Annotated in this window: 17 protein-coding genes, 1 tRNA gene and 1 pseudogene; 10 read left to right on the top strand and 9 right to left on the bottom strand. The window is 73.2% G+C overall.

From position 1 onward, the window contains the following. Positions 1–16: 16 nt before the first annotated feature. The 3 genes and pseudogenes from FGW37_RS12015 to FGW37_RS12005 form a co-directional block, all read right to left on the bottom strand. A pseudogene (locus FGW37_RS12015) lies at positions 17–587 on the bottom strand (NF041680 family putative transposase); the annotation flags it as partial. Positions 588–676: 89 nt separating this feature from the next. Continuing rightward, positions 677–751, bottom strand: a tRNA-Cys gene (locus FGW37_RS12010). 92 nt (positions 752–843) lie between these two features. Further along, entirely contained in the window at positions 844–1,740 is an 897-nt protein-coding gene (locus tag FGW37_RS12005) for an alpha/beta fold hydrolase (protein WP_179081063.1), read from the bottom strand. A 124-nt stretch (positions 1,741–1,864) separates the two neighbouring features. Between FGW37_RS12005 and FGW37_RS12000 the strand changes: the two genes are divergently transcribed. The 7 genes from FGW37_RS12000 to FGW37_RS11970 all read left to right on the top strand — a co-directional run bounded on the left by FGW37_RS12000 (position 1,865) and on the right by FGW37_RS11970 (position 9,946). Then, complete coding sequence (locus tag FGW37_RS12000) at positions 1,865–2,770, top strand: LysR family transcriptional regulator (protein WP_179081062.1); 906 nt, start codon at positions 1,865–1,867, stop codon at positions 2,768–2,770. 103 nt (positions 2,771–2,873) lie between these two features. Then, a complete protein-coding gene (locus FGW37_RS11995) occupies positions 2,874–3,428 on the top strand; it encodes a cysteine dioxygenase family protein (RefSeq protein WP_179081061.1) in 555 nt (184 codons plus the stop codon). After that, positions 3,428–4,549 carry a YeiH family protein gene (locus FGW37_RS11990; protein ID WP_179081060.1) on the top strand — a complete coding sequence of 374 codons (1,122 nt, stop codon included), beginning with the start codon at positions 3,428–3,430 and terminating at the stop codon, positions 4,547–4,549. The genes FGW37_RS11995 and FGW37_RS11990 overlap by 1 nt, the downstream gene beginning before the upstream one ends. A 139-nt stretch (positions 4,550–4,688) precedes the next feature. After that, the gene (locus FGW37_RS11985) at positions 4,689–6,167 is read left to right on the top strand and encodes an MFS transporter (RefSeq protein ID WP_179081059.1); all 1,479 of its coding nucleotides are present in this window, start codon (positions 4,689–4,691) and stop codon (positions 6,165–6,167) included. A 69-nt stretch (positions 6,168–6,236) separates the two neighbouring features. Beyond that, complete coding sequence (locus FGW37_RS11980) at positions 6,237–8,024, top strand: DEAD/DEAH box helicase (protein ID WP_179081058.1); 1,788 nt, start codon at positions 6,237–6,239, stop codon at positions 8,022–8,024. A 378-nt stretch (positions 8,025–8,402) separates the two neighbouring features. After that, complete coding sequence (locus tag FGW37_RS11975; RefSeq protein WP_179081057.1) at positions 8,403–9,044, top strand: IclR family transcriptional regulator; 642 nt, start codon at positions 8,403–8,405, stop codon at positions 9,042–9,044. A 92-nt stretch (positions 9,045–9,136) separates the two neighbouring features. Further along, positions 9,137–9,946 (top strand): hypothetical protein, encoded by an 810-nt coding sequence (locus FGW37_RS11970; protein ID WP_179081056.1) that lies wholly within the window; start codon positions 9,137–9,139, stop codon positions 9,944–9,946. A 31-nt stretch (positions 9,947–9,977) separates the two neighbouring features. Here the strand turns inward: FGW37_RS11970 and FGW37_RS11965 are convergent, their stop codons facing one another. The 5 genes from FGW37_RS11965 to FGW37_RS11945 are packed head-to-tail and all read right to left on the bottom strand — an operon-like array spanning position 9,978 to position 14,294. Continuing rightward, positions 9,978–11,012, bottom strand: a complete 1,035-nt coding sequence (locus tag FGW37_RS11965) for a glycine betaine ABC transporter substrate-binding protein (RefSeq protein ID WP_179081055.1) — start codon at positions 11,010–11,012, stop codon at positions 9,978–9,980. A 1-nt stretch (position 11,013) separates the two neighbouring features. Continuing rightward, on the bottom strand, positions 11,014–11,901 hold the full coding sequence (locus FGW37_RS11960) for an ABC transporter permease (RefSeq protein WP_179081054.1): 888 nt from the start codon (positions 11,899–11,901) through the stop codon (positions 11,014–11,016). Next, complete coding sequence (locus FGW37_RS11955) at positions 11,898–13,136, bottom strand: betaine/proline/choline family ABC transporter ATP-binding protein (RefSeq protein ID WP_179081053.1); 1,239 nt, start codon at positions 13,134–13,136, stop codon at positions 11,898–11,900. The genes FGW37_RS11960 and FGW37_RS11955 overlap by 4 nt, the downstream gene beginning before the upstream one ends. Further along, positions 13,129–13,776 carry an ABC transporter permease gene (locus FGW37_RS11950; protein WP_179081052.1) on the bottom strand — a complete coding sequence of 216 codons (648 nt, stop codon included), beginning with the start codon at positions 13,774–13,776 and terminating at the stop codon, positions 13,129–13,131. The genes FGW37_RS11955 and FGW37_RS11950 overlap by 8 nt, the downstream gene beginning before the upstream one ends. Before the next feature lie 38 nt (positions 13,777–13,814). Next, positions 13,815–14,294: an Lrp/AsnC family transcriptional regulator gene (locus FGW37_RS11945; RefSeq protein ID WP_179081051.1), complete on the bottom strand. Its 480-nt coding sequence runs from the start codon at positions 14,292–14,294 to the stop codon at positions 13,815–13,817. A 121-nt stretch (positions 14,295–14,415) separates the two neighbouring features. Here FGW37_RS11945 and hppD point away from each other — a divergent pair, with 121 nt between their 5' ends. Beyond that, entirely contained in the window at positions 14,416–15,558 is a 1,143-nt protein-coding gene (hppD, locus tag FGW37_RS11940; protein ID WP_179081050.1) for a 4-hydroxyphenylpyruvate dioxygenase, read from the top strand. A gap of 58 nt (positions 15,559–15,616) precedes the next feature. After that, positions 15,617–16,990: an FAD-binding oxidoreductase gene (locus FGW37_RS11935; protein ID WP_179081049.1), complete on the top strand. Its 1,374-nt coding sequence runs from the start codon at positions 15,617–15,619 to the stop codon at positions 16,988–16,990. Between the two features lie 59 nt (positions 16,991–17,049). On the opposite strand, the gene FGW37_RS11930 is transcribed toward FGW37_RS11935, so the two are convergent. After that, positions 17,050–17,460 carry an SsgA family sporulation/cell division regulator gene (locus FGW37_RS11930; RefSeq protein ID WP_058044271.1) on the bottom strand — a complete coding sequence of 137 codons (411 nt, stop codon included), beginning with the start codon at positions 17,458–17,460 and terminating at the stop codon, positions 17,050–17,052. Between the two features lie 340 nt (positions 17,461–17,800). Between FGW37_RS11930 and FGW37_RS11925 the strand changes: the two genes are divergently transcribed. After that, complete coding sequence (locus tag FGW37_RS11925; RefSeq protein ID WP_179081048.1) at positions 17,801–19,357, top strand: RDD family protein; 1,557 nt, start codon at positions 17,801–17,803, stop codon at positions 19,355–19,357. The last annotated feature ends 61 nt before the right edge of the window (positions 19,358–19,418 follow it).

The following is a 19,418-nucleotide window of genomic DNA, read 5'->3' as shown; positions in this document are numbered from 1 at the left end:
TCGGTTATCCGGTTCGGCGGGGCCAGGGCCGGCGCAGGTCGACGGCGAGCGGGCGGGCGAGCCGGAGCCGGGTGTGGGCGGCGATCACCAGCCAGGTCCAGCGGTCGGCTGCCTGCGGGCTCCGCAGTCGTGGCTTCGTCCAGCCAAGGGTCTGCTTGAACAGGCGAAATGTGTGCTCGACGTCGAAGCGTCGGAGGAAGGACTGCCGGCAGCGGTCGACATCGGCCATGGTGGCGCCGGTGCCCGACCACCGCAGCCAGGCCGGCTTGTTCACCCCGCCCGACGGCAGGTGCTCGACGACCAGGCGGATGACGGTGCCCTCGATGATGGGCAGTGGCCCCTCGTAGTCGGTCCAGGCCGCCCGGCGGGTCAGCCGCGGGTGCAGCCGGTGCCATGCCTGTGCGGCGGCCTTTCCGCAGAGGCGGGCGTCGGTGACCGTCACGGCCTGCTCGTCGCCCCAGGTGGCGGGGTCGCCGGAGACGAACTCGCTGCCGTGCTCGGGCGGCCGGCCGCCCTTGGGGTCGTAGACGCGCGGTGGCGTCGGCCGGCGCATCACCCGGTTCCGAGCGCAGGCGGCCGAGAATCCGCCCGACATGTCGGCTCTCGGGCACATGCGACATCTGACCCCCCTAGTGGCGTTGCGCAGGGAGGTCAGACTACGGCGGGGCGCTGACAGTGGAGGCCGTGACCGGAATCGAACCGGCGTAACTCGCTTTGCAGGCGAGTCCCTCAACCACTCGGGCACACGGCCAAGTTGTGCTCAGTGCGTTCAATCAACGTACGGGGCGGTCGCGGGGGTATCAACGGGTTCGGCGGGGCCGCAATGCGACTGCCATGCCGCGTTTACGCGGCGCCCCCGCCCTCGTGCGCCTCCGGGTCGTGGCCCCTCGTCAGGAATGATTCCACCACCGGGCGGAACAGGTCCGGCTCGTCCACCCAGGGGTAGTGGCCTACGCCGTGGAGAGTGCGGACGGACGCCGTGCGGAAGGAGGTGGCGACCAGTTCGCCGGCGCGGAGGCCCGCCAGGGCGTCGCGGTCGCCGGTGATGACGAGGACGGGGCACTTGACCTCGCGGAGGCGGTCGAGGAGGGCGGCGCGGGCCGGTTCGTCGACGCCTTGCCAGAAGCCGGCGCGGGGGGCGGGGCCGAGCTGGTCGGGTTCGGTGGCGGCGTGGGCGCGCTGGGGGGCCTCCCAGCGGCCGTAGCCCATGGGGGCGGCGCGGAGGAGGAGGCTGCGGACTTCCTTCATGTCGGCGGTCGTCGGAAGGGTGTGGACGGCCACGTACGCGTCCGGCCACCAGGACTCCTCCGCGCGGGACTCGAAGATCTCCTCGGCGTCGTCCGGCAGCCGGCCCTGGAGCCGTGATCCGGGGGTGACGAGGACGAGCCGGGTGAGGCGGTGGCCGTACAGGGCCGCGTAGGCCTGGGCCGTTGCGCACGCCGCGTCGTGGGCGAGGAGGGCGAACGCCTCCAGGCCCAGGTGCGCGCGGAGGGATTCGAGGTCCTCGGCGAGGGCCGGGAAGGCGTAGCCGGAGGGGTCGGGGGCGGGCGGCGAGGCGCCCGTGCCGCGGCTGTCGGGGATGACGAGGGTGCGATGGGTGTCCAGCCCGCCGAGGTCGCCGAGGTAGGCGGCGTCCCTGCCGGGGCCGCCCGCCAGGCACAGCAGCGGGGCCCCGGGCTCCGGTCCTTCCAGTACCCGGTAGCTCAGTTCCACCCCGTCGTACGATGCGTAGTGCGGCATAAGTCCACCTTGCCCTATCTATCCGCTCAGCCCGCTCATCCCATTCATCCCGCTCATTCCGCTGATCCAGAAGCCACCCCTCGGTTCTCTCCCCCCTATCCCAAATTCCGCTTATGATTCCGGCGTGTTCGACTCGCGGCACATCAAGACGTTCCACGCGGTGGTCACGGCCGGTTCCTACTCCGCGGCCGCCCGCGTGCTCGGCTACACCCAGCCCGCGATCACCCAGCAGATGAAGGCGCTGGAGCGCTCCGTCGGCACCCCGCTGTTCACCCGCGTCGGCCGCCGGATGCGGCTCACCGAGGCCGGCGAGGCGCTCTCCCGGCACGCCGAGACCATCCTCGACAGCCTCACGGCCGCGCAGCAGCAGATGAGTTCACTGACCCGGCTGCGCGCCGGGCGGGTCAGGGTCTGCGCCTTTCCCAGCGCGAGCGCCACCCTGATACCGGAGGCGCTGGCCCGGCTCGCCGCCGACCACCCGGGTATCCGCGTCGAGCTGCTGGAGGGCGAGCCGCCCGACTCGATCCGCCGCCTCGTGCGCGGCGAGTGCGACATCACGCTCGCCTTCACCTATCCCGGCCTGCACGAACAGGTCCCCGAGGAGCTGGTGGAGATACCGCTCATGGAGGACCAGCTGACGGTCCTGATGCCCGTGGGGCACCACCTCGCCCGCCGCCGCGCCGTCCAGCTCGCCGACCTCTCCGAGGAGCGCTGGATCGCCGGCTGCCTGCGCTGCCGCACCAATTTCCTCCACGAGTGCGCCGAAGTCGGCTTCGCCCCCGACATCGCCTTCACCACCGACGACAACCTCGTCGTGCAGTCCCTGGTCGCCGAGGGGCTCGGCATCGCGATGATGCCGGGTCTGGTGCTGTCCTTCATGCGCCACGACCGGATCACCGGGCGGGCGCTGGACCCGGCCTCGCGCCGCCAGGTCTCGGCGTACGTCCTGCGCGACCATCTACGGATCCCGGCCACCGCACTCGTCCTGGACGAGCTGAAGGCGGTGGCGGCCCGGCGCGTCGGCTGCTGACCGGATCCAGTGCGTCCGGAGCCTCAACTCATAAGCTCCCGTTGGGTTCCGGCCAACAGACTGTCGTTGGACCCGCCGGTCCGCCCGCCTCGACCCTGCACTCATGACCACTCCCACCGCAGCCCCGACGACCGCGCGCCTGGCCCAGCTCGTCGACGACGTCCGGGAAGCCGTAGGCCGTGGCCTGCCGCCCGACACGACGGCCTACATCGTCGGCGAGCGGCTCGCCGCCCACCTCGGCGCCGACGACCTGCTCACCGCCGAACAGCGCGAGGGCGACCCCGACCGCTACCGCCAGCACATCCTGCACGCCGAACACGACGGCAGCTTCTCCGTCGTCGCGCTCGTGTGGATGCCCGGCCAGCAGACCTCCGTCCACGACCACGTCTCCTGGTGCGTCACCGGCGTCCACGAGGGCACCGAGAGCGAGCGGCGCTACCGGCTCGTGCCCGACGGCACGACCGCCCGCCTGGTCGCCACCGAGGACGTCGTCAACCACCAGGGCGACGTGTGCGGCTTCGCGCCGCCCGGTGACATCCACCGCGTCCGCAACGCTTGTACGACCAAGGCGATCTCCCTCCACATCTACGGCGCCGACATCTCCCGCCTGGGCTCCAGCGTGCGGCGCGTCTACGACCTCCCGGCCGACGAAATCTGATGGCACTCACCACCGCACGGACGAACAGCAACAGCACACCCACGAGCGCGCCTCCCCGCCCCGCCCACGGCGCGCTCCCCGGGCTCGCCACGGCCGCCGCGGGCGTGGCCGTCGCCTGGGCCGTGCACCTGCTCGTCCCGGCCGTCCCCATGCTCACCGCCGCCGTCGTCCTCGGCATCGCCGCGGCCCACGCACCGGGCGTACGGGTACGGGCATGGGTGCGCGGCGCCGCCCGGCCCGGCCTCACCCTCGCCGGCAAGCGGCTCATGCGGATCGGCGTCGTCCTGCTAGGGCTCAAGCTCGGCCTCGACGACGTCCTCGGCCTCGGCTGGGCCACCGTCGCCATGGTGATCGCCGTCGTGGCGGCCACCTTCACCGGCACGCTCTGGCTCGGGCGCAGGCTGGGCCTCCGCGGCGACCAGCCCCTGCTCATCGCCACCGGCTACTCGATCTGCGGCGCCTCGGCCATCGGCGCGGTCAGCGAGGTCTCGGGCAGCGACGAGGAGGACGTCGCGACGTCCGTGGCCCTGGTGACCCTCTGCGGCACCCTCGCCATCGCCGTCCTGCCGCTCCTGCACCACCCCCTCGGCCTCGACGACGCGCAGTTCGGCCGCTGGGTCGGCGCGGGCGTCCACGACGTCGGCCAGGTCGTGGCCACGGCGCAGACCGCCGGGCCGGCGGCGCTCACCGACGCCGTGCTGGTCAAGCTGATGCGGGTGGCGCTGCTCGCGCCGCTCGTCGCGGCGGTGGCCGTGTCGGTACGCAGGCGGCGCCGGGCGGCCGCGCAGGCCGCGCAGGCCGTGCCGTCCGGACCCTCCGGATCGTCCGGACCCTCCGGATCGTCCGGGCCGTCCGGGAAGCGGCCCCCGCTCGTCCCCCTGTTCGTGCTCGGGTTCCTCGCCATGGTCGGCGTCCGTACCACCGGCTGGGTGCCGGCCGCCGGACTGGACCTCGCCGCGCACGCCCAGGAACTGCTCCTCGCCGCCGCCCTCTTCGGGCTCGGCAGCGCCGTCCACCTGCCCTCTCTGGTCCGCACCGGCGGGCGCGTCGCGGCGCTGGGGCTGTGCTCGTGGGTCGTGATCGCGGGGGCCTCGTACGGGGGCGTGCTGCTGACGACGTGACGAGGTGACCGGGCCCGGCCCGGTCACGTCGGGCCCTTCGGCCCCTCGGGGCCCGCCGCACTCCTAGGACCCAAGTCCGACCCGATCTCGTCCCCGCGACAGGCGCCGGAAGCGGACTCCGTCCGTACGCTCAATCAATATGACCGCAGCAGAATCCGCAGCCGAATCCGTGGCCCCACGGGCCACCGACGCGACCGACCGGGCCGAGGGCATACTGGGCCGCCGCCACCGTGCGCTGACCCTCGGCATCATCTCCGTCGTCTCGCTCATCGCCTTCGAATCGAGCGCGGTCAACACCGCGATGCCGGTCGCCGCCCGCGCCCTCGACGGCATCGGGCTCTACGCCTTCGCCTTCTCCGCCTTCTTCACCGCGAGCCTGTTCGCGATGACCCTGTCGGGGGAGTGGTGCGACCGCTCCGGCCCCCTCGTCCCCCTCTTCACCGGCATCGCCGCCTTCGGCACCGGCCTGGTGATCGCCGGGTCGGCGCAGCGCATGTGGATGTTCGTCGCCGGGCGCGGGGTGCAGGGCATCGGCGGCGGACTGGTGATCGTCGCCCTGTACGTGGTGGTCGGCCGGGCCTATCCGGAGCGGCTGCGCGCCTCCGTCATGGCCTCGTTCTCGGCCGCCTGGGTGGTGCCGGTGATCGTCGGCCCGCTGGTGGCCGGGACCGTCACCGAGCAGGTCGGCTGGCGCTGGGTGTTCCTGGCGATCCCCGTGCTGATCCTGCTGCCCCTGGCCGTGATGCTCCCGGCGCTGCGCGCCCTGCCGCCCGCCGTCGCGCCGGGGACGCCGGACCGCCGCCGCATCCTGCTGGCGCTCGCGGTCGCGGCCGGCGCGGGGCTGCTGCAGTACGCGGGCCAGGACCTGCGCCCCCTGGCCGCCGTACCGGCCGTGGCCGGGCTCGCCCTGCTGGTGCCCTGCATACGGCGGCTGCTGCCGCGCGGCACCTTCCGCGCGGGCCGCGGGCTGCCGTCGGTCGTGCTGCTGCGCGGCATCGCGCAGGGCTCGTTCCTGGCGGCCGAGACGTTCATCCCGCTGATGCTCGTCACCGAGCGCGGCCTGTCCGCGACCCTCGCCGGGCTCTCCCTCACCGGCGGCGGCCTGACCTGGGCGCTCGGTTCGTACACCCAGAGCCGCCGCCGGGCCGAGCCGTACCGCGAGCGGCTGATGAGCCTCGGCATGGTGCTGGTGGCGCTCGCCGTCGCGCTGATGTCGGCGGTGCTGGTGCACGGCGTGCCGGTGTGGGTGGCGGGCGCGTCCTGGGTGATCGGCGGCTACGGCATGGGGCTGACGATCTCCAGCGGCGCGGTGCTGCTGCTGAAGCTGTCCCGGCGCGGCGAGGAGGGCACCAACGCGGCCTCGCTGCAGACGGCCGACGCGCTCGGCAGCATCGTCCTGGTCGGGCTCGCCGGAGTGCTCTTCGTCTCCTTCGGCGGCGGCTCGGCGAGCGCCGCGAGCGCCGGTGCGGCCGCCCCGGCGCACGCCTTCGCGGCGGTCTTCGCGGCCGCCTCGGCGTTCGCGCTGGTGGGCGCGTACGTCGCCACCCGGCTCGCCCCGCGCGACGCCCCCGGCCGCCGTGTGACCTCGGTCCCACCCTCGGGTGACCCCGGGGCGTAACCCCGGAGCGTGAACCCCGGCACCGGTAGGCTGACGCGGTTGCCGACCGCCGACCAGCCGACGGAGACCGTGACTACCACCACCACCAACCACCATCTCTCCCCTGCTTTCCCCGGCCGGGCCCCTTGGGGTACCGCGAACAAGCTCCGCGCCTGGCAGCAGGGCGCCATGGAGAAGTACGTCCAGGAGCAGCCCCGCGACTTCCTCGCCGTCGCCACCCCCGGCGCCGGCAAGACGACCTTCGCCCTCACCCTGGCCTCCTGGCTGCTGCACCACCACGTCGTGCAGCAGGTGACCGTCGTCGCCCCGACCGAGCACCTGAAGAAGCAGTGGGCGGAAGCGGCGGCCCGGATAGGCATCAAGCTCGACCCGGAGTACAGCGCAGGCCCCCTCGGCCGCGAGTACCACGGCGTCGCCGTGACCTACGCCGGCGTGGGCGTGCGCCCCATGCTCCACCGCAACCGCAGCGAGCAGCGCAAGACCCTCGTCATCCTCGACGAGATCCACCACGCCGGCGACTCCCGCTCGTGGGGCGAGGCCTGCCTGGAGGCCTTCGAGCCGGCGACGCGCCGCCTGTGCCTGACCGGCACGCCCTTCCGCTCCGACACCAACCCCATCCCGTTCGTCACGTACGAGGAGGGCAACGACGGCATCCGCCGCTCCTCCGCCGACTACACGTACGGATACGGCAACGCCCTCGCCGACGGCGTCGTCCGCCCGGTCATCTTCCTCTCCTACAGCGGCAACATGCGCTGGCGCACCAAGGCGGGCGACGAGCTCGAGGCCCGCCTCGGCGAGCCGATGACCAAGGACGCCGTCTCCCAGGCGTGGCGCACGGCGCTCGACCCGCGCGGCGAGTGGATGCCGAACGTGCTGCGGGCCGCCGACCGCCGGCTGACCGAGGTGCGCAAGTCCATCCCGGACGCGGGCGCCCTCGTCATCGCCTCCGACCAGGAGTCCGCCCGCGCCTACGCCAAGCTGATCCGCGAGATCACCGGCGAGGGCGCCACGCTCGTGCTGTCCGACGACAGCGGCGCCTCCCAGCGCATCGACGACTTCTCGGCCTCGGACGCCCGCTGGATGGTCGCCGTCCGCATGGTGTCCGAGGGCGTGGATGTGCCCCGCCTCGCCGTCGGCGTCTACGCCACGACGATCTCCACGCCGCTGTTCTTCGCGCAGGCCGTCGGCCGCTTCGTGCGCTCGCGCCGGCGCGGCGAGACCGCCTCCGTCTTCCTGCCGACCGTCCCCAACCTGCTGACCTTCGCCAACGAGATGGAGGTCGAGCGCGACCACGTCCTCGACAAGCCCAAGAAGGAGGGCGAGGAGGACCCCTACGCCGAGGAGGACAAGCTCCTCGCCGAGGCGGAGCGCCAGCAGGACGAGGACACCGGCAGCGACGACCAACTCTCCTTCGAGGCCCTGGAGTCCGACGCGGTCTTCGACCGGGTCCTCTACAACAACGCCGAGTTCGGCATGCAGGCGCACGCGGGCAGCGAGGAGGAGCAGGACTACCTCGGCATCCCCGGCCTGCTCGAGCCCGAGCAGGTGGAGCTGCTGCTGCAGAAGCGGCAGGCGCGCCAGATCGCCCACAGCCGCAAGCGCCCGGACGCCGAGGCGGACCTCCTCGAACTGCCCGCGGAGCGCCGCCCGGTGGTCACCCACAAGGAGCTCCTCGAACTGCGCAAGCAGCTCAACACCCTCGTGGGCGCCTACGTCCACCAGAGCGGCAAGCCCCACGGCGTCATCCACACCGAACTCCGCCGCGTGTGCGGCGGCCCGCCGAGCGCGGAGGCGACGGCCGGGCAGCTCAACGAGCGCATCAAGAAGGTGCGCGAGTGGGCCACGCGCATGAAGTAGCAGGCAGAAGTAGCAGGCGTGAAGTAGCAGGCGTGAAGTAGAGCGCGCCCTACGGCGTACCGATGACGGGGCCGGTGTCCGCATGATGGGACACCGGCCCCGATATTCGTGATTCGGCCTCCGCCTGACCGGATCGCGGGCAGACTCTTCCGCTGAGCGGACCGGCGGCGCTACGGTTCCGGTCACGCACACGCCCCGTGGCAGCGCCGCCGCGGAGCGCAGCCGGTGCAAGAAGCGCAAGAAGCGCACGTAGTGCAAGAAGCGCTGAAGCGAAGCAAGAAGCGACAAGCCGCCGGCGGCCTCTCCTCGCGCGCTGCCGGACGGGACGGCGGCGCACCCCACCCGACGAGAGCCGCCATACATCGGAGGAGGGGCGTCGTGACCGCGGAGACCTCGCAGACGCTCGACAGAGGACTGCGCGTCCTCAAACTGCTCGCCGACACCGACCACGGCCTGACCGTCACCGAGCTGTCCACCCGGCTCGGGGTCAACCGCACCGTGGTCTACCGCCTGCTCGCCACACTGGAGCAGCACGCACTCGTCCGCCGCGACATCGGCGGGCGGGCCCGCGTGGGCCTCGGGGTACTGCGGCTCGGCCGCCAGGTGCACCCGCTGGTGCGCGAGGCGGCCCTGCCCGCCCTGCGCTCCCTGGCCGAGGACATCGGGGCCACCGCCCACCTCACGCTCGTCGACGGCACCGAGGCGCTCGCGGTGGCCGTCGTCGAGCCGACGTGGACGGACTATCACGTGGCCTACCGCGCGGGCTTCCGCCACCCCCTGGACCGGGGCGCGGCGGGCCGCGCCATACTCGCCGCCCGCCGCGGCGAGAGCGACGGCCCCGGCTACGCCCTCACGCACGGCGAGCTGGAGGCCGGCGCGAGCGGCGCGGCGGCGCCCCTGCTCGGCGTCCTGGGGATCGAGGGCAGCGTGGGGGTGGTGATGCTCACGGACTCGATCCCCGACCGCGTCGGGCCCCGCGTGGTGGAGGCGGCCAAGGAGGTCGCGGACGCCCTGCGCTGACGCCGCCGGCCCGGTCGCTTCCCGCCCTCGCCGCGCCTCGCCCGGCGAGGGCGCATGTCACGGTTGGGACGCACGTGAACTAGATTCGCTGCATGCCCGCTCCGACCACGCCCGCCCGGTCCCGCCGCGCCCGGACCCTCGCCGTCTGTGCCGTGCCCGTCGTCGCCCTGCTCGCCTCGGTCCCCTTCGTGTCGCTGCCGTTCTCGGTCGCACAGCCGGGTTCGACGGTGGACGTGCTCGGCACGCACGAGGGCAGACAGGTCATCGAGATCGAGGGCGCGCAGGCCCGCAGGACCACGGGCCAGCTGCGCATGACGACGATCGTGGTGACGGGCCCGCGCGTCGACGTGGACCTGGGCGACGTGATCAGCGGCTGGACCCGTACGGACCGGGCCGTGATGCCGCACGACGCCGTCTACCCCGTCGGCGACTCCGACGAGGAGGTCGACGCGCACAACAAGGCGGAGATGAAGAAGTCGCAGGACGCCGCCACGGACGCCGCCCTGCGCTACCTGCACCGCTCGCCGGACGAGCTGAAGGTCGGCCTCAGCCTGGCCGACGTGGGCGGCCCGAGCGCGGGGCTCCTCTTCACCCTCGGGATCATCGACAAGGTCGACGGCGACGGCCGCGGCGGCGACCTCACCGGCGGGCGGACCATCGCGGGCACGGGCACGATCGACGCCGACGGGTCGGTCGGCCAGGTCGGTGGCGTGCCGCTGAAGACACAGGCGGCCCGGCGCGACGGCGCGACGGTCTTCCTCGTCCCGAAGGGCGAGTGCTCGGCCGCCGAGGCGAATCTGCCCAAGGGGCTGCGGCTGATCCCCGTGCAGAAGCTGCAGGACGCGGTCACGTCGCTGCGCGCCCTGCGGTCCGGGGACGAGGACGCCGTCCCCACCTGCTGACCCCGCCCCGCCCGTTCCCGGCCGATGAAGTTCACCGGCTGATGAACCCTTCCTTCAGCAGCCACTCCTTCGCGACCTCGTGCGGGTCCTGCCCGTCCACGTCCACCTTCGCGTTGAGCTCCCGCGCCACGACGTCGTCGAGCCGTGCCGTGATGGGGTCCAGCACGTCCTTGATCGCCGGGTGCTTGCGCAGCGTGGCGCTGTTGATCTCCGGCGCGGCGTTGTAGTTGGGGAAGAAGTGCTTGTCGTCGTCCATGACGACGAGGTGCATCGCCGCGATGCGGCCGTCGGTGGTGAACACCTCCCCGAAGGTGCAGGAACCACCCCCGGAGACCTGGGTGTAGATGATGCCGCCGTCCATCTTCTGGACGCGGGAGGCGGGCACGTTCATCCCGTAGGCCTTCGCCATGCCCTGCAGCCCGTCGTCGCGCGCGGCGAACTCGCTCTCCACGCACAGCGTCACCGCCCCCGGGTTCCGCCGCGAGAGCGCCGCCACGTCCGAGAGGGTGCGGGTGCCGTACCTGCGCGCGTCGGCCCGGTTCATCGCCAGCGCGTAGGTGTTGTCCAGGGCCGCGGGGGCGAGCCAGGTGAGGCCGTTGCGCGCGTCGGCGTCGGCGACGGCCCGCCACTGCCGCGCGGGGTCGGGGATGGGCCGGTCGTGGCCGAGGTACGTGATCCAGGCGGTGCCCGTGTACTCGTACATGCCGTCCGCCTCGCCGGACCGGACCGCCTCGCGGGCCCCGACCGAGCCCTGGATGTTGGTGCGGTCCAGCACCTTCGCGCCGGCGGCCTGGAAGGCCAGGCCCATGATCTGGCCGAGCACGATGTTCTCGCTGAAGCTCTTGGACGTGACCGTCAGGTCGGCGCCCTTGAGCGGCAGGCCCCGGCCGACCGAACCGGGGCGGACGCCGTCGGCCATGGGGGAGCCGCTGGTCAGGCCGCAGCCGCCGGTGAGGGAGGCGAGGAGGACGAGGGCGAGCGCCGGCGCCGCGGCCCGGACCGCCGCCCGGACCGCTGCGCGCCGCCCGGCCCTCCGCCCTCCGGCCACCTGCCGCCGCCGGGCCATCTCAGGAGGCCTCCAGGCCGCGCGGCCGCAGCAGCAGCTCGGCCAGGGACGCCAGCCAGTCCACGAGCAGCGCGAGCGCCACGGTCAGCACGGACCCCAGTACGAGCACCGGCATCCGCTGGTTGGTGATGCCCGAGGCGATCAGGTCGCCGAGCCCGCCGCCCCCGCCGAAGTAGGCGAGCGTGGCCGTGCCCACGTTGAGGACGAGCGCGGTGCGCACGCCCGCGAGGATCAGCGGTACGGCCAGCGGCAGTTCGACCCGGCGCAGCACCCCGGTGGCGGACATGCCGATGCCGCGCGCGGCCTCCACCAGGGTCGGGTCGATGGCGCGCAGCCCTGCGACGGTGTTGGCGAGGACGGGCAGCACCGCGTAGATGACGATGCCGACGAGCGCGGCCCGCATGCCGATGCCCAGCCAGATCACCAGCAGCGCGAGCAGACCGATGGCGGGGGTGGCCTGGCCGACGTTGGCGACGGCGATGACGGCGGGCGCGGCGGGGCGCAGCCGGCGCCGGGTGAGCAGGATGCCCAGCGGGATGGCGATGATCAGGACGAAGAAGGTGGAGACCACGGTGAGGACGACGTGCTGGCGCAGGCGCAGCCAGACGTTGCCGTCGGCGATCGAGTTGCGGGCGACGGAGTCCAGGCCGGCGCCGCGGAACCACAGCCAGGTGGCCAGCAGCAGGACGAGCAGGAAGCAGGGCCGCAGGAGCAGCTTCCGCCAGGTGACGCGCCGCGCGGGGCGCGCGGCGGGCGGGCGCGGCCCGGGCGACCCGCCCTCACCGGAAGGAGCACCCGCGCCCGCGAGACCCGGCTGCCCACCGTCCGCGCCCGAGCTCTCCGTCCGCCCGCCGTCCTCGCCCGAGTCCTGCGTCCGCCCGCCGGTCACGCCAGTTCCTCCGGCGCGTCGGTCGTGCCCTCCTGTTCCTCCAGCACCTGCTGGGCGCGCTGTTCCTCCAGCAGGTGCTGGTGTTCGACGGCGTCGAGCCGGTCTTCCTCCAGCAGTTCGTGCACGGAGTTCATGAGGGTCTCCATGTCGACGACCCCCTCGTAGCGGCCGCGCCGCCCGGTGACGGGCACCCGGCCCGCGTTGTCGATGAGGACGGCTTCCAGGGCGTCGCGCAGCGTCGCGTCGCGGGTGACGGTGTCGTGCACGAGGGTGCCGGCGCGGGCGAGGGAGCCCTGGGCACGCATCAGGTCGCCGCGCCGGAGCCATTTGTACGGGCGGTGGTGCCGGTCCAGCAGCAGCACTTCGTTGGTGGTGCCGCGGCGCAGCCGCTCGAAGATCGTCTGGAGGGGGTCGTCGACGGTGGCGGTGGGGAAGTCGACGACGCCCACGTCCCGTACCCGCGTGAGGTTGAGCCGCTTGAGGGCCGCGCCCGCCCCCACGAAGCCGGAGACGAAGTCGTCGGCGGGGTTGGTGAGGATGGCCTCGGGGGTGTCGAACTGGGCGATGTGCGAGCGCTCGCGGAGCACGGCGATGCGGTCGCCGAGCTTGATGGCCTCGTCGAAGTCGTGGGTGACGAAGACGATCGTCTTGTGCAGCTCGTGCTGCAGCCGGATCAGCTCGTCCTGCAGGTGGTCGCGGGTGATCGGGTCGACCGCGCCGAACGGCTCGTCCATCAGCAGCACCGGCGGATCGGCGGCCAGGGCGCGGGCCACGCCGACGCGCTGCTGCTGCCCGCCGGAGAGCTGGCGCGGGTAGCGGCCCTGGAACTCGCCGGGGTCGAGCCCCACCAGGTCGAGCATCTCCTCCACGCGCTCGTCGATCCGCCGCTTCGGCCAGCCGGTCATGCGCGGGACGAGCGAGATGTTCTGGGCGACGGTCATGTGGGGGAACAGCCCGGAGGCCTGGATGGCGTAGCCGATCTTGCGGCGCAGGCGCACCGGGTCGATGCCGGTGACGTCCTCGCCGTCGATGCGGATGCGGCCCGACGTCGGCTCGATCAGCCGGTTGATCATCTTCATGGTGGTGGTCTTGCCGCAGCCGGACGGGCCGACGAAGACCACCAGTTCCCCGGCCTTGATGTCCATGTTCACGCAGTCCACGGCGGGCGCGGGGTTGCCGGGATAGCGCTTGGTGAGGTTCTCCAGCTGGATGGTGGCTCCGGGCGCGTCAGCCACGGATCCCCCTCGGGACGGTCAGCCGGCCGATCAGCACGTACGCCGCGTCGAAGAGCAGGGCGAGCACGATGATCCCGAGCGTCCCGGCGAGCACCTGGTTGAGGGCGTTGGCGCTGCCCAGCGAGGAGACGCCGCGGAAGATCTCGTTGCCCAGCCCCGGCCCGGAGGCGTACGCGGCCACCGCCGCGATGCCCATCAGCATCTGCGTGGCCACCCGGATCCCGGTGAGGATCGGCGGCCAGGCGAGCGGCAGCTCGACGCGCAGGAGCCGGGCCGCGCGGGACATCCCGATCCCCTTCGCGGCGTCCACGAGCGAGGGGTCCACGCCCCGCAGCCCCACCACCGCGTTGCGGACGATCGGCAGCAGCCCGTAGAGCACGAGCGCCGTGACCGTCGGCGCCACGCCCAGGCCGGTGAGCGGGATGAGCAGGCCGAGCAGGGCCAGCGAGGGGATGGTGAGCAGGGTCGCCGTCGTGGTCACCGCGAGGTTGCCCGCCCACTCGCTGCGGTAGGTGAGCACGCCGATCACGACGCCGAGGACGGTCGCGACCACCATGCACTGGAAGACGGCGCTGGCGTGCTGCCAGCCGTCCGCCAGCAGCTGTGCACGGCGGCCGGCCACGTACTCCCAGAAGCTCACCCGCTCGCCTCCCTGTCGCGGTGTCGCGCCTTCGAACCTCAGGGCTGGTACGGGGCCTGCGACGCCTGCTGCACCAGCGGGATGATCCGCAGCGGCACGGCGTTCTCCATGACGATCGCCGTGGAGGCCCGCACGATGCCATCAAAACCCACAACCCGGTCGATCACACGCTGGAGGTCGGCGTTCGAGCGTGCGACCAGGCGGCAGAGCATGTCGCCGCGCCCGGTGGTGGTGTGCAGCTCCAGCACCTCGGGGACGGTCGCGAGGTGCGCCCGGACGTCGCCGCCCTGCCCCTGCTTGATCTCCAGCGTCGCGAAGGCCGTCACCGGATAGCCCAGCGCCGCCGGGTCCACGTCCGGGCCGAAGCCGCGGATGACGCCCTGCGCCTGCAGCCGGTCCAGCCGCGCCTGGACGGTCCCGCGCGCCACGCCCAGCCGGCGCGAGGCCTCCAGCACGCCGATCCGCGGCTCCTCCGCCAGCAGCTCGATCAGCCGGCCGTCCAAACGATCGATCGCCATGCGGTCCTCCCAGTAGTCAGCATGTACAGAACGTCCGGTGTTACCGGCGGTCTGCTATGCAGTCTGCCCAGTGAATACGCAAACTATTGCGCACCTTGTGGATCGGCGGGACCCTGCGGCCATGACTCAGACCACGGATCACACCCCGCACACCGCACGGCAGGCCGACCCCTTCCCGGTCAAGGGGATGGACGCGGTGGTCTTCGCCGTCGGCAACGCCAAGCAGGCCGCCCACTACTACTCCACCGCCTTCGGCATGAAGCTCGTCGCCTACCGCGGCCCGGAGAACGGAAGCCGCGAAAGCGCGAGCTACGTGCTGGAGTCGGGCGGCGCCCGCTTCGTCCTCACCACGGTCATCAAGGCCGCGACCGACCGCGGCCGGGCGCTGGCCGCCCACGTCGCCGAGCACGGCGACGGCGTCGTCGACCTCGCCATCGAGGTGCCGGACGCGCGCGCCGCGTACGCCTACGCCGTCGAGCACGGCGCCACCGGCCTGGAGGCCCCGTACGAACTGGAGGACGAGCACGGCAAGGTCGTCCTCGCCGCCATCGCCACCTACGGCGAGACCCGCCACACGCTCGTCGAGCGCTCCGCCTACACCGGCCCGTACCTGCCGGGCTACGTGGCCGCCAAGCCGCTCGTCGAGCCCGGGGAACGCCGCTTCCAGGCGATCGACCACTGCGTGGGCAACGTCGAACTCGGCAAGATGGACGAGTGGGTGTCGTTCTACAACAACGTCATGCACTTCACGAACATGAAGGAGTTCGTGGGCGACGACATCGCCACCGAGTACTCCGCGCTCATGTCGAAGGTCGTCGCCGACGGCACCCGCAAGGTGAAGTTCCCGCTCAACGAGCCGGCCATCGCGAAGAAGAAGTCGCAGATCGACGAGTACCTCGAGTTCTACAACGGCCCCGGCGTCCAGCACATCGCCCTCGCCACCAACGACATCGTCGCCACCGTGCGCGCCATGCGGGCGGCGGGCGTGCAGTTCCTCGACACCCCGGACTCGTACTACGACACGCTGGGCGAGTGGGTCGGCGAGACCCGCGTACCGGTCGACACCCTGCGCGAACTGAAGATCCTCGCGGACCGCGACGAGGACGGCTACCTGCTGCAGATCTTCACCAAGCCCGTGCAGGACCGGCCGACCGTCTTCTTCGAGATGATCGAGCGGCACGGCTCCATGGGCTTCGGCAAGGGCAACTTCAAGGCGCTCTTCGAGGCGATCGAGCGGGAGCAGGAGAAGCGCGGCAACCTGTAGCACCCTCTGGCCGCCTCCAGCCCGATTCGCACAAGGGTGCCCGGGGAATGAGCCCCCCATGGGCGATCTGATCAAGCTGTTGCGCGAAGGGCTCCCCGCGGAGGCGATCCTCACCGACCCCGACGTCACCGCGTCCTACGCCAAGGACATGGCCGGCTTCTGCGCCGCGGGGCGACCCGCGGTCGTCACGCTGCCCCGCACCGTGGAGCACGTTCAGCACGTCATGCGCACCGCCACCGCCTTGCGGGTCCCCGTCGTCCCGCAAGGCGCCCGCACCGGCCTGTCCGGCGCGGCCAACGCGAGCGACGGCTGCATCGTCCTCTCCCTCGTCAAGATGGACCGCATCCTGGAGATCGACCCCGTCGACCGCGTCGCCGTCGTCGAACCGGGCGTCGTCAACGCCGTGCTCTCCCGCGCCGTCGCCGAACAGGGCCTCTACTACCCGCCCGACCCCTCCAGCTGGGAGCAGTGCACCATCGGCGGCAACATCGGCACCGCCTCCGGCGGGCTGTGCTGCGTGAAGTACGGCGTCACCGCCGAATACGTCCTCGGCCTCGACGTCGTCCTGGCCGACGGCCGGCTGCTCAAGACGGGCCGCCGCACGGCGAAGGGCGTCGCGGGCTACGACCTCACCCGCCTGTTCGTGGGCTCCGAGGGCAGCCTCGGCATCGTCGTACGGGCCGTCCTCTCCCTCCGCCCGGCCCCGCCCCAACAGCTCGTGCTGGCCGCCGAGTTCCCCTCCGTAGCCGCGGCCGGCGCGGCCGTCCGCGAGATCATGGCCCGCGGCCACGCCCCCTCGCTGCTGGAGCTCATGGACGGCACGACGATCCGCGCCGTCAACGCCATGGCGCGCATGGGCCTCCCCGAGACCACCGAGGCCCTCCTGCTCGCCGCCTTCGACACCCCCGACCCGGCGGCGGACCTCGCCGCCGTCGCCGAGCTGTGCACGGCCGCCGGAGCCGACCAGGTCGTCCCCGCCGAGGACGCCGCCGAGTCCGAGCTGCTCCTGCAGGCCCGCCGGCTCGCCCTCACCGCCCTGGAGGCCCTCCGCCCCGCCACCATGATCGACGACGTGTGCGTCCCGCGCTCCCGCCTCGCCGACATGCTCGAAGGCACCGCCGGGATCGCCCGCAAGTACGGGCTCACCATCGGCGTCTGCGCCCACGCGGGCGACGGCAACACCCACCCCGTCGTCTGCTTCGACCCCGCCGACGCCGACGAGTCGCGCCGCGCCCGCGAGTCCTTCGACGCGATCATGGCCCTCGGCCTGGAGCTGGGCGGCACGATCACCGGCGAGCACGGCGTGGGCGTCCTGAAAAAGGAGTGGCTGGCGAGGGAACTGGGCCCGGTGGGCCTGGAGATCCAGCGCGGCATCAAAACGGTCCTCGACCCCCAGGGCATCCTCAACCCGGGCAAGGTGCTGGACTTGTAACAAGGTGCTGGACTTGTAGGGGGACGCCCACGCCGTCGTCGTGATCCGCCGGAAGGGCGTCACGCGTCCAAAATGTCCCGCAGCGCCGCGTCCAGCCCCAGCCGCTCCGGCTCCGACCCCGGCGCCACCACCCGCAGGGTCCGCTCCAGCCACGCCGACACCGCCGGCTCCGGGGCCTCCAGCAGCGCCGCCCCGTCCGGCGAGGACAGCGCCATGCACACCACGTTGCGCCCGTCCGTCCGCGTCGGCCACACCCGTACGTCCCCGCTGCCGCACGGCCGGAACACGCCCTCCACCAGCAGCTCGCGCGCGAACGTCCAGTGCACCGGGGCCTCCGAGGTCACGTGGAAGGCGATGTGCACCGCGTACGGGTCGGCCGTGCGGTAGCTCAGCCGCGACGGCACCGGGATGCTGCGCTCGGGCGACAGCACCAGGTCGATCTCCAGCTCTCTTTCCACCACGGTGTGCATGAAGTGCGCCCTCTCTGCTCTGCTTCCGTCGGTCCGTGGCCCCTCGCGAACGGGCCCGCACCGACTGAGAGCGCATCGACCCCCACACCATTACGCGACTTCGCCGAACCGGTGCGCCGGTCGCACGTGTGAGTGGTCCCGCCCGCGGGACGGCCGCAGAGTGGAGAGCCGTCTGGTAGACCTGTGTGCTGCGCCCCCGGTTGCCTTTTGTGCATAGAGGTCATGAGGTACGGGAGCAGCGCGCCCCACGTCGCTCGTGTGCGGCAGACTGCTTGTCGTCGCCGCCCCACCGAGCACCGACACCGCAGTACGGCCGAGCAGATACGGGACATCGGAGACCATGAGCGCCCCTTCCTCAGGATCCGCCGACAGCAGCCCCGTCCAGGGCTTCTACCCGGACCCGTCCATTCCGGGCTATATCCGCTACTGGAGCGGCTCCGCCTGGGTGCCCGGCACGAGCCGGCCCGCGCCCGCCGAGGGCGAGCCGATGCCCGCCCCGCCCGCCGGTCTCGCCAAGCCCGCGGCGCCCGCGCTCGCCGCGCCCGTGCCACCGACCCCGCGCCGCCCCGAGCCCGCCCGGCAGGAGCCGCGCCCGGACGAGACCGGCCCCATGTTCCTCGACGAGGAGCCCGCCCTGCGCGACGCCCGGGCCGATCAGCCGGCCCCCGCCTGGCGCGCGGAGCCGGCCCGGCAGGAGGGCTTCGGCGGGGAGCAGGACCGGCGCGTCTCCTGGGGGGACGGGCCCGCGTCCGGCGGCGCCCTGCCCACGCCCCGCGACCCGCGCGTCGCCCCGTCCCGCACACCCGCCGAGCCCTCCCGCGCCGAGCCGGCCCGCGCCGAGCCGGCACGCACCGAGTCGGCACGCACCGAGCCGGCCCGCGCCGAGGAGAGCCCTGCCCGCGGAGAGAGCCCTGCCCGCGGGGCGAACGTCCCCGCGGTCCGGCCGGGCGGCACGATGCAGCTGCGCACCTCCGGCAAGCCCGTCCCGGCGTCGTCCTCGCCGGGCTGGCCGGATGCCCGTGCCGACGAGCCGCGGCCCCGGGCCGAGCCGCAGCAGGCGCCCTCGGGCCCGCAGTCGCAGCCGGCATCGCAGGCACCGTCGCCGTTGCCGTCATCGTCACCCGCGCCGTCGCAGTCCGCACCGGAGCGCCAGGCGCTGCCGGCCACGGCCCCGGCGCCCGCGCTGCCCGCCCCCGCGCGCTCCGCCCCCGCCCTGCCCGAGCGGCAGGAGGCGCCCCGCACCGCCGAGCCGGCCAGGCCCGCGGCCGGCGGCTGGGCCCAGCAGGTGCAGCAACTGGCCCAGCAGCAGCCCGCGCAGACGTCCGCCTCCGGCTCCTCCTCCGACGCGCCCGCGCCGTGGAAGCCCCCGAAGGACGATCCGTTCCTGCGGGCCGCCCGGGACCAGCAGGGCCGGCCCGCGCCGCTGGGCCGCCGGCTCGCCGCCCGGCTGGTCGACACGCTCGTGCTCGGGGCCGTCGTCTCCGCGGCGGCCGTGCCGCTGTGGGCCAAGGCCGTCGAGCACATCGACGCCAAGGTCGAGCACGCGAAGCAGTCCGGCGAGACGGTCACGGTCTGGCTGCTCGACGGCACGACCGGCGGCTATCTGGCCGTCGTGCTGGGCGTCCTGCTGGTGGCCGGGGTGGTGCTGGAAGCACTGCCGACCGCCAAGTGGGGCCGCACGCTGGGCAAGCGCCTGTGCGGGGTCCGCGTGCTGGACATCGAGGGGCACGACACCCCGCGCTTCGGGGCGGCGCTGCGCCGCTGGCTGGTGTACGGGGGGCTGGGAGCCCTGGGCATCGGGGTCGTGGGCGCCCTGTGGTGCCTCGTCGACCGGCCGTGGCGGCAGTGCTGGCACGACAAGGCGGCGCGCACGTTCGTGGCGGCGGGCAAGCGCTGACGCCCCGGGGCGCCGCCCCCGGGCCCGGTGCGACCCGAACGGCACCTCTTCGGATGCGACG

It is taken from the genome of Streptomyces rectiverticillatus, assembly GCF_013394065.1.
Classification (GTDB): Bacteria; Actinomycetota; Actinomycetes; order Streptomycetales; family Streptomycetaceae; genus Streptomyces; species Streptomyces rectiverticillatus.
The sequence above is the reverse complement of the archived record's forward strand: the minus strand, read 5'-3'. Positions and strand labels throughout refer to the sequence as shown.

Coding starts and splice junctions, on each gene's coding strand:
- FGW37_RS12005 (WP_179081063.1), bottom strand. CDS start 1,740: ATGCCGCACTACGCATCGTACGACGGGGTGGAACTGAGCTACCGGGTA.
- FGW37_RS11995 (WP_179081061.1), top strand. CDS start 2,874: ATGACCACTCCCACCGCAGCCCCGACGACCGCGCGCCTGGCCCAGCTC.
- FGW37_RS11990 (WP_179081060.1), top strand. CDS start 3,428: ATGGCACTCACCACCGCACGGACGAACAGCAACAGCACACCCACGAGC.
- FGW37_RS11985 (WP_179081059.1), top strand. CDS start 4,689: ATGACCGCAGCAGAATCCGCAGCCGAATCCGTGGCCCCACGGGCCACC.
- FGW37_RS11970 (WP_179081056.1), top strand. CDS start 9,137: ATGCCCGCTCCGACCACGCCCGCCCGGTCCCGCCGCGCCCGGACCCTC.
- FGW37_RS11965 (WP_179081055.1), bottom strand. CDS start 11,012: ATGGCCCGGCGGCGGCAGGTGGCCGGAGGGCGGAGGGCCGGGCGGCGC.
- FGW37_RS11945 (WP_179081051.1), bottom strand. CDS start 14,294: ATGGCGATCGATCGTTTGGACGGCCGGCTGATCGAGCTGCTGGCGGAG.
- hppD (WP_179081050.1), top strand. CDS start 14,416: ATGACTCAGACCACGGATCACACCCCGCACACCGCACGGCAGGCCGAC.
- FGW37_RS11935 (WP_179081049.1), top strand. CDS start 15,617: ATGGGCGATCTGATCAAGCTGTTGCGCGAAGGGCTCCCCGCGGAGGCG.
- FGW37_RS11930 (WP_058044271.1), bottom strand. CDS start 17,460: ATGCACACCGTGGTGGAAAGAGAGCTGGAGATCGACCTGGTGCTGTCG.
- FGW37_RS11925 (WP_179081048.1), top strand. CDS start 17,801: ATGAGCGCCCCTTCCTCAGGATCCGCCGACAGCAGCCCCGTCCAGGGC.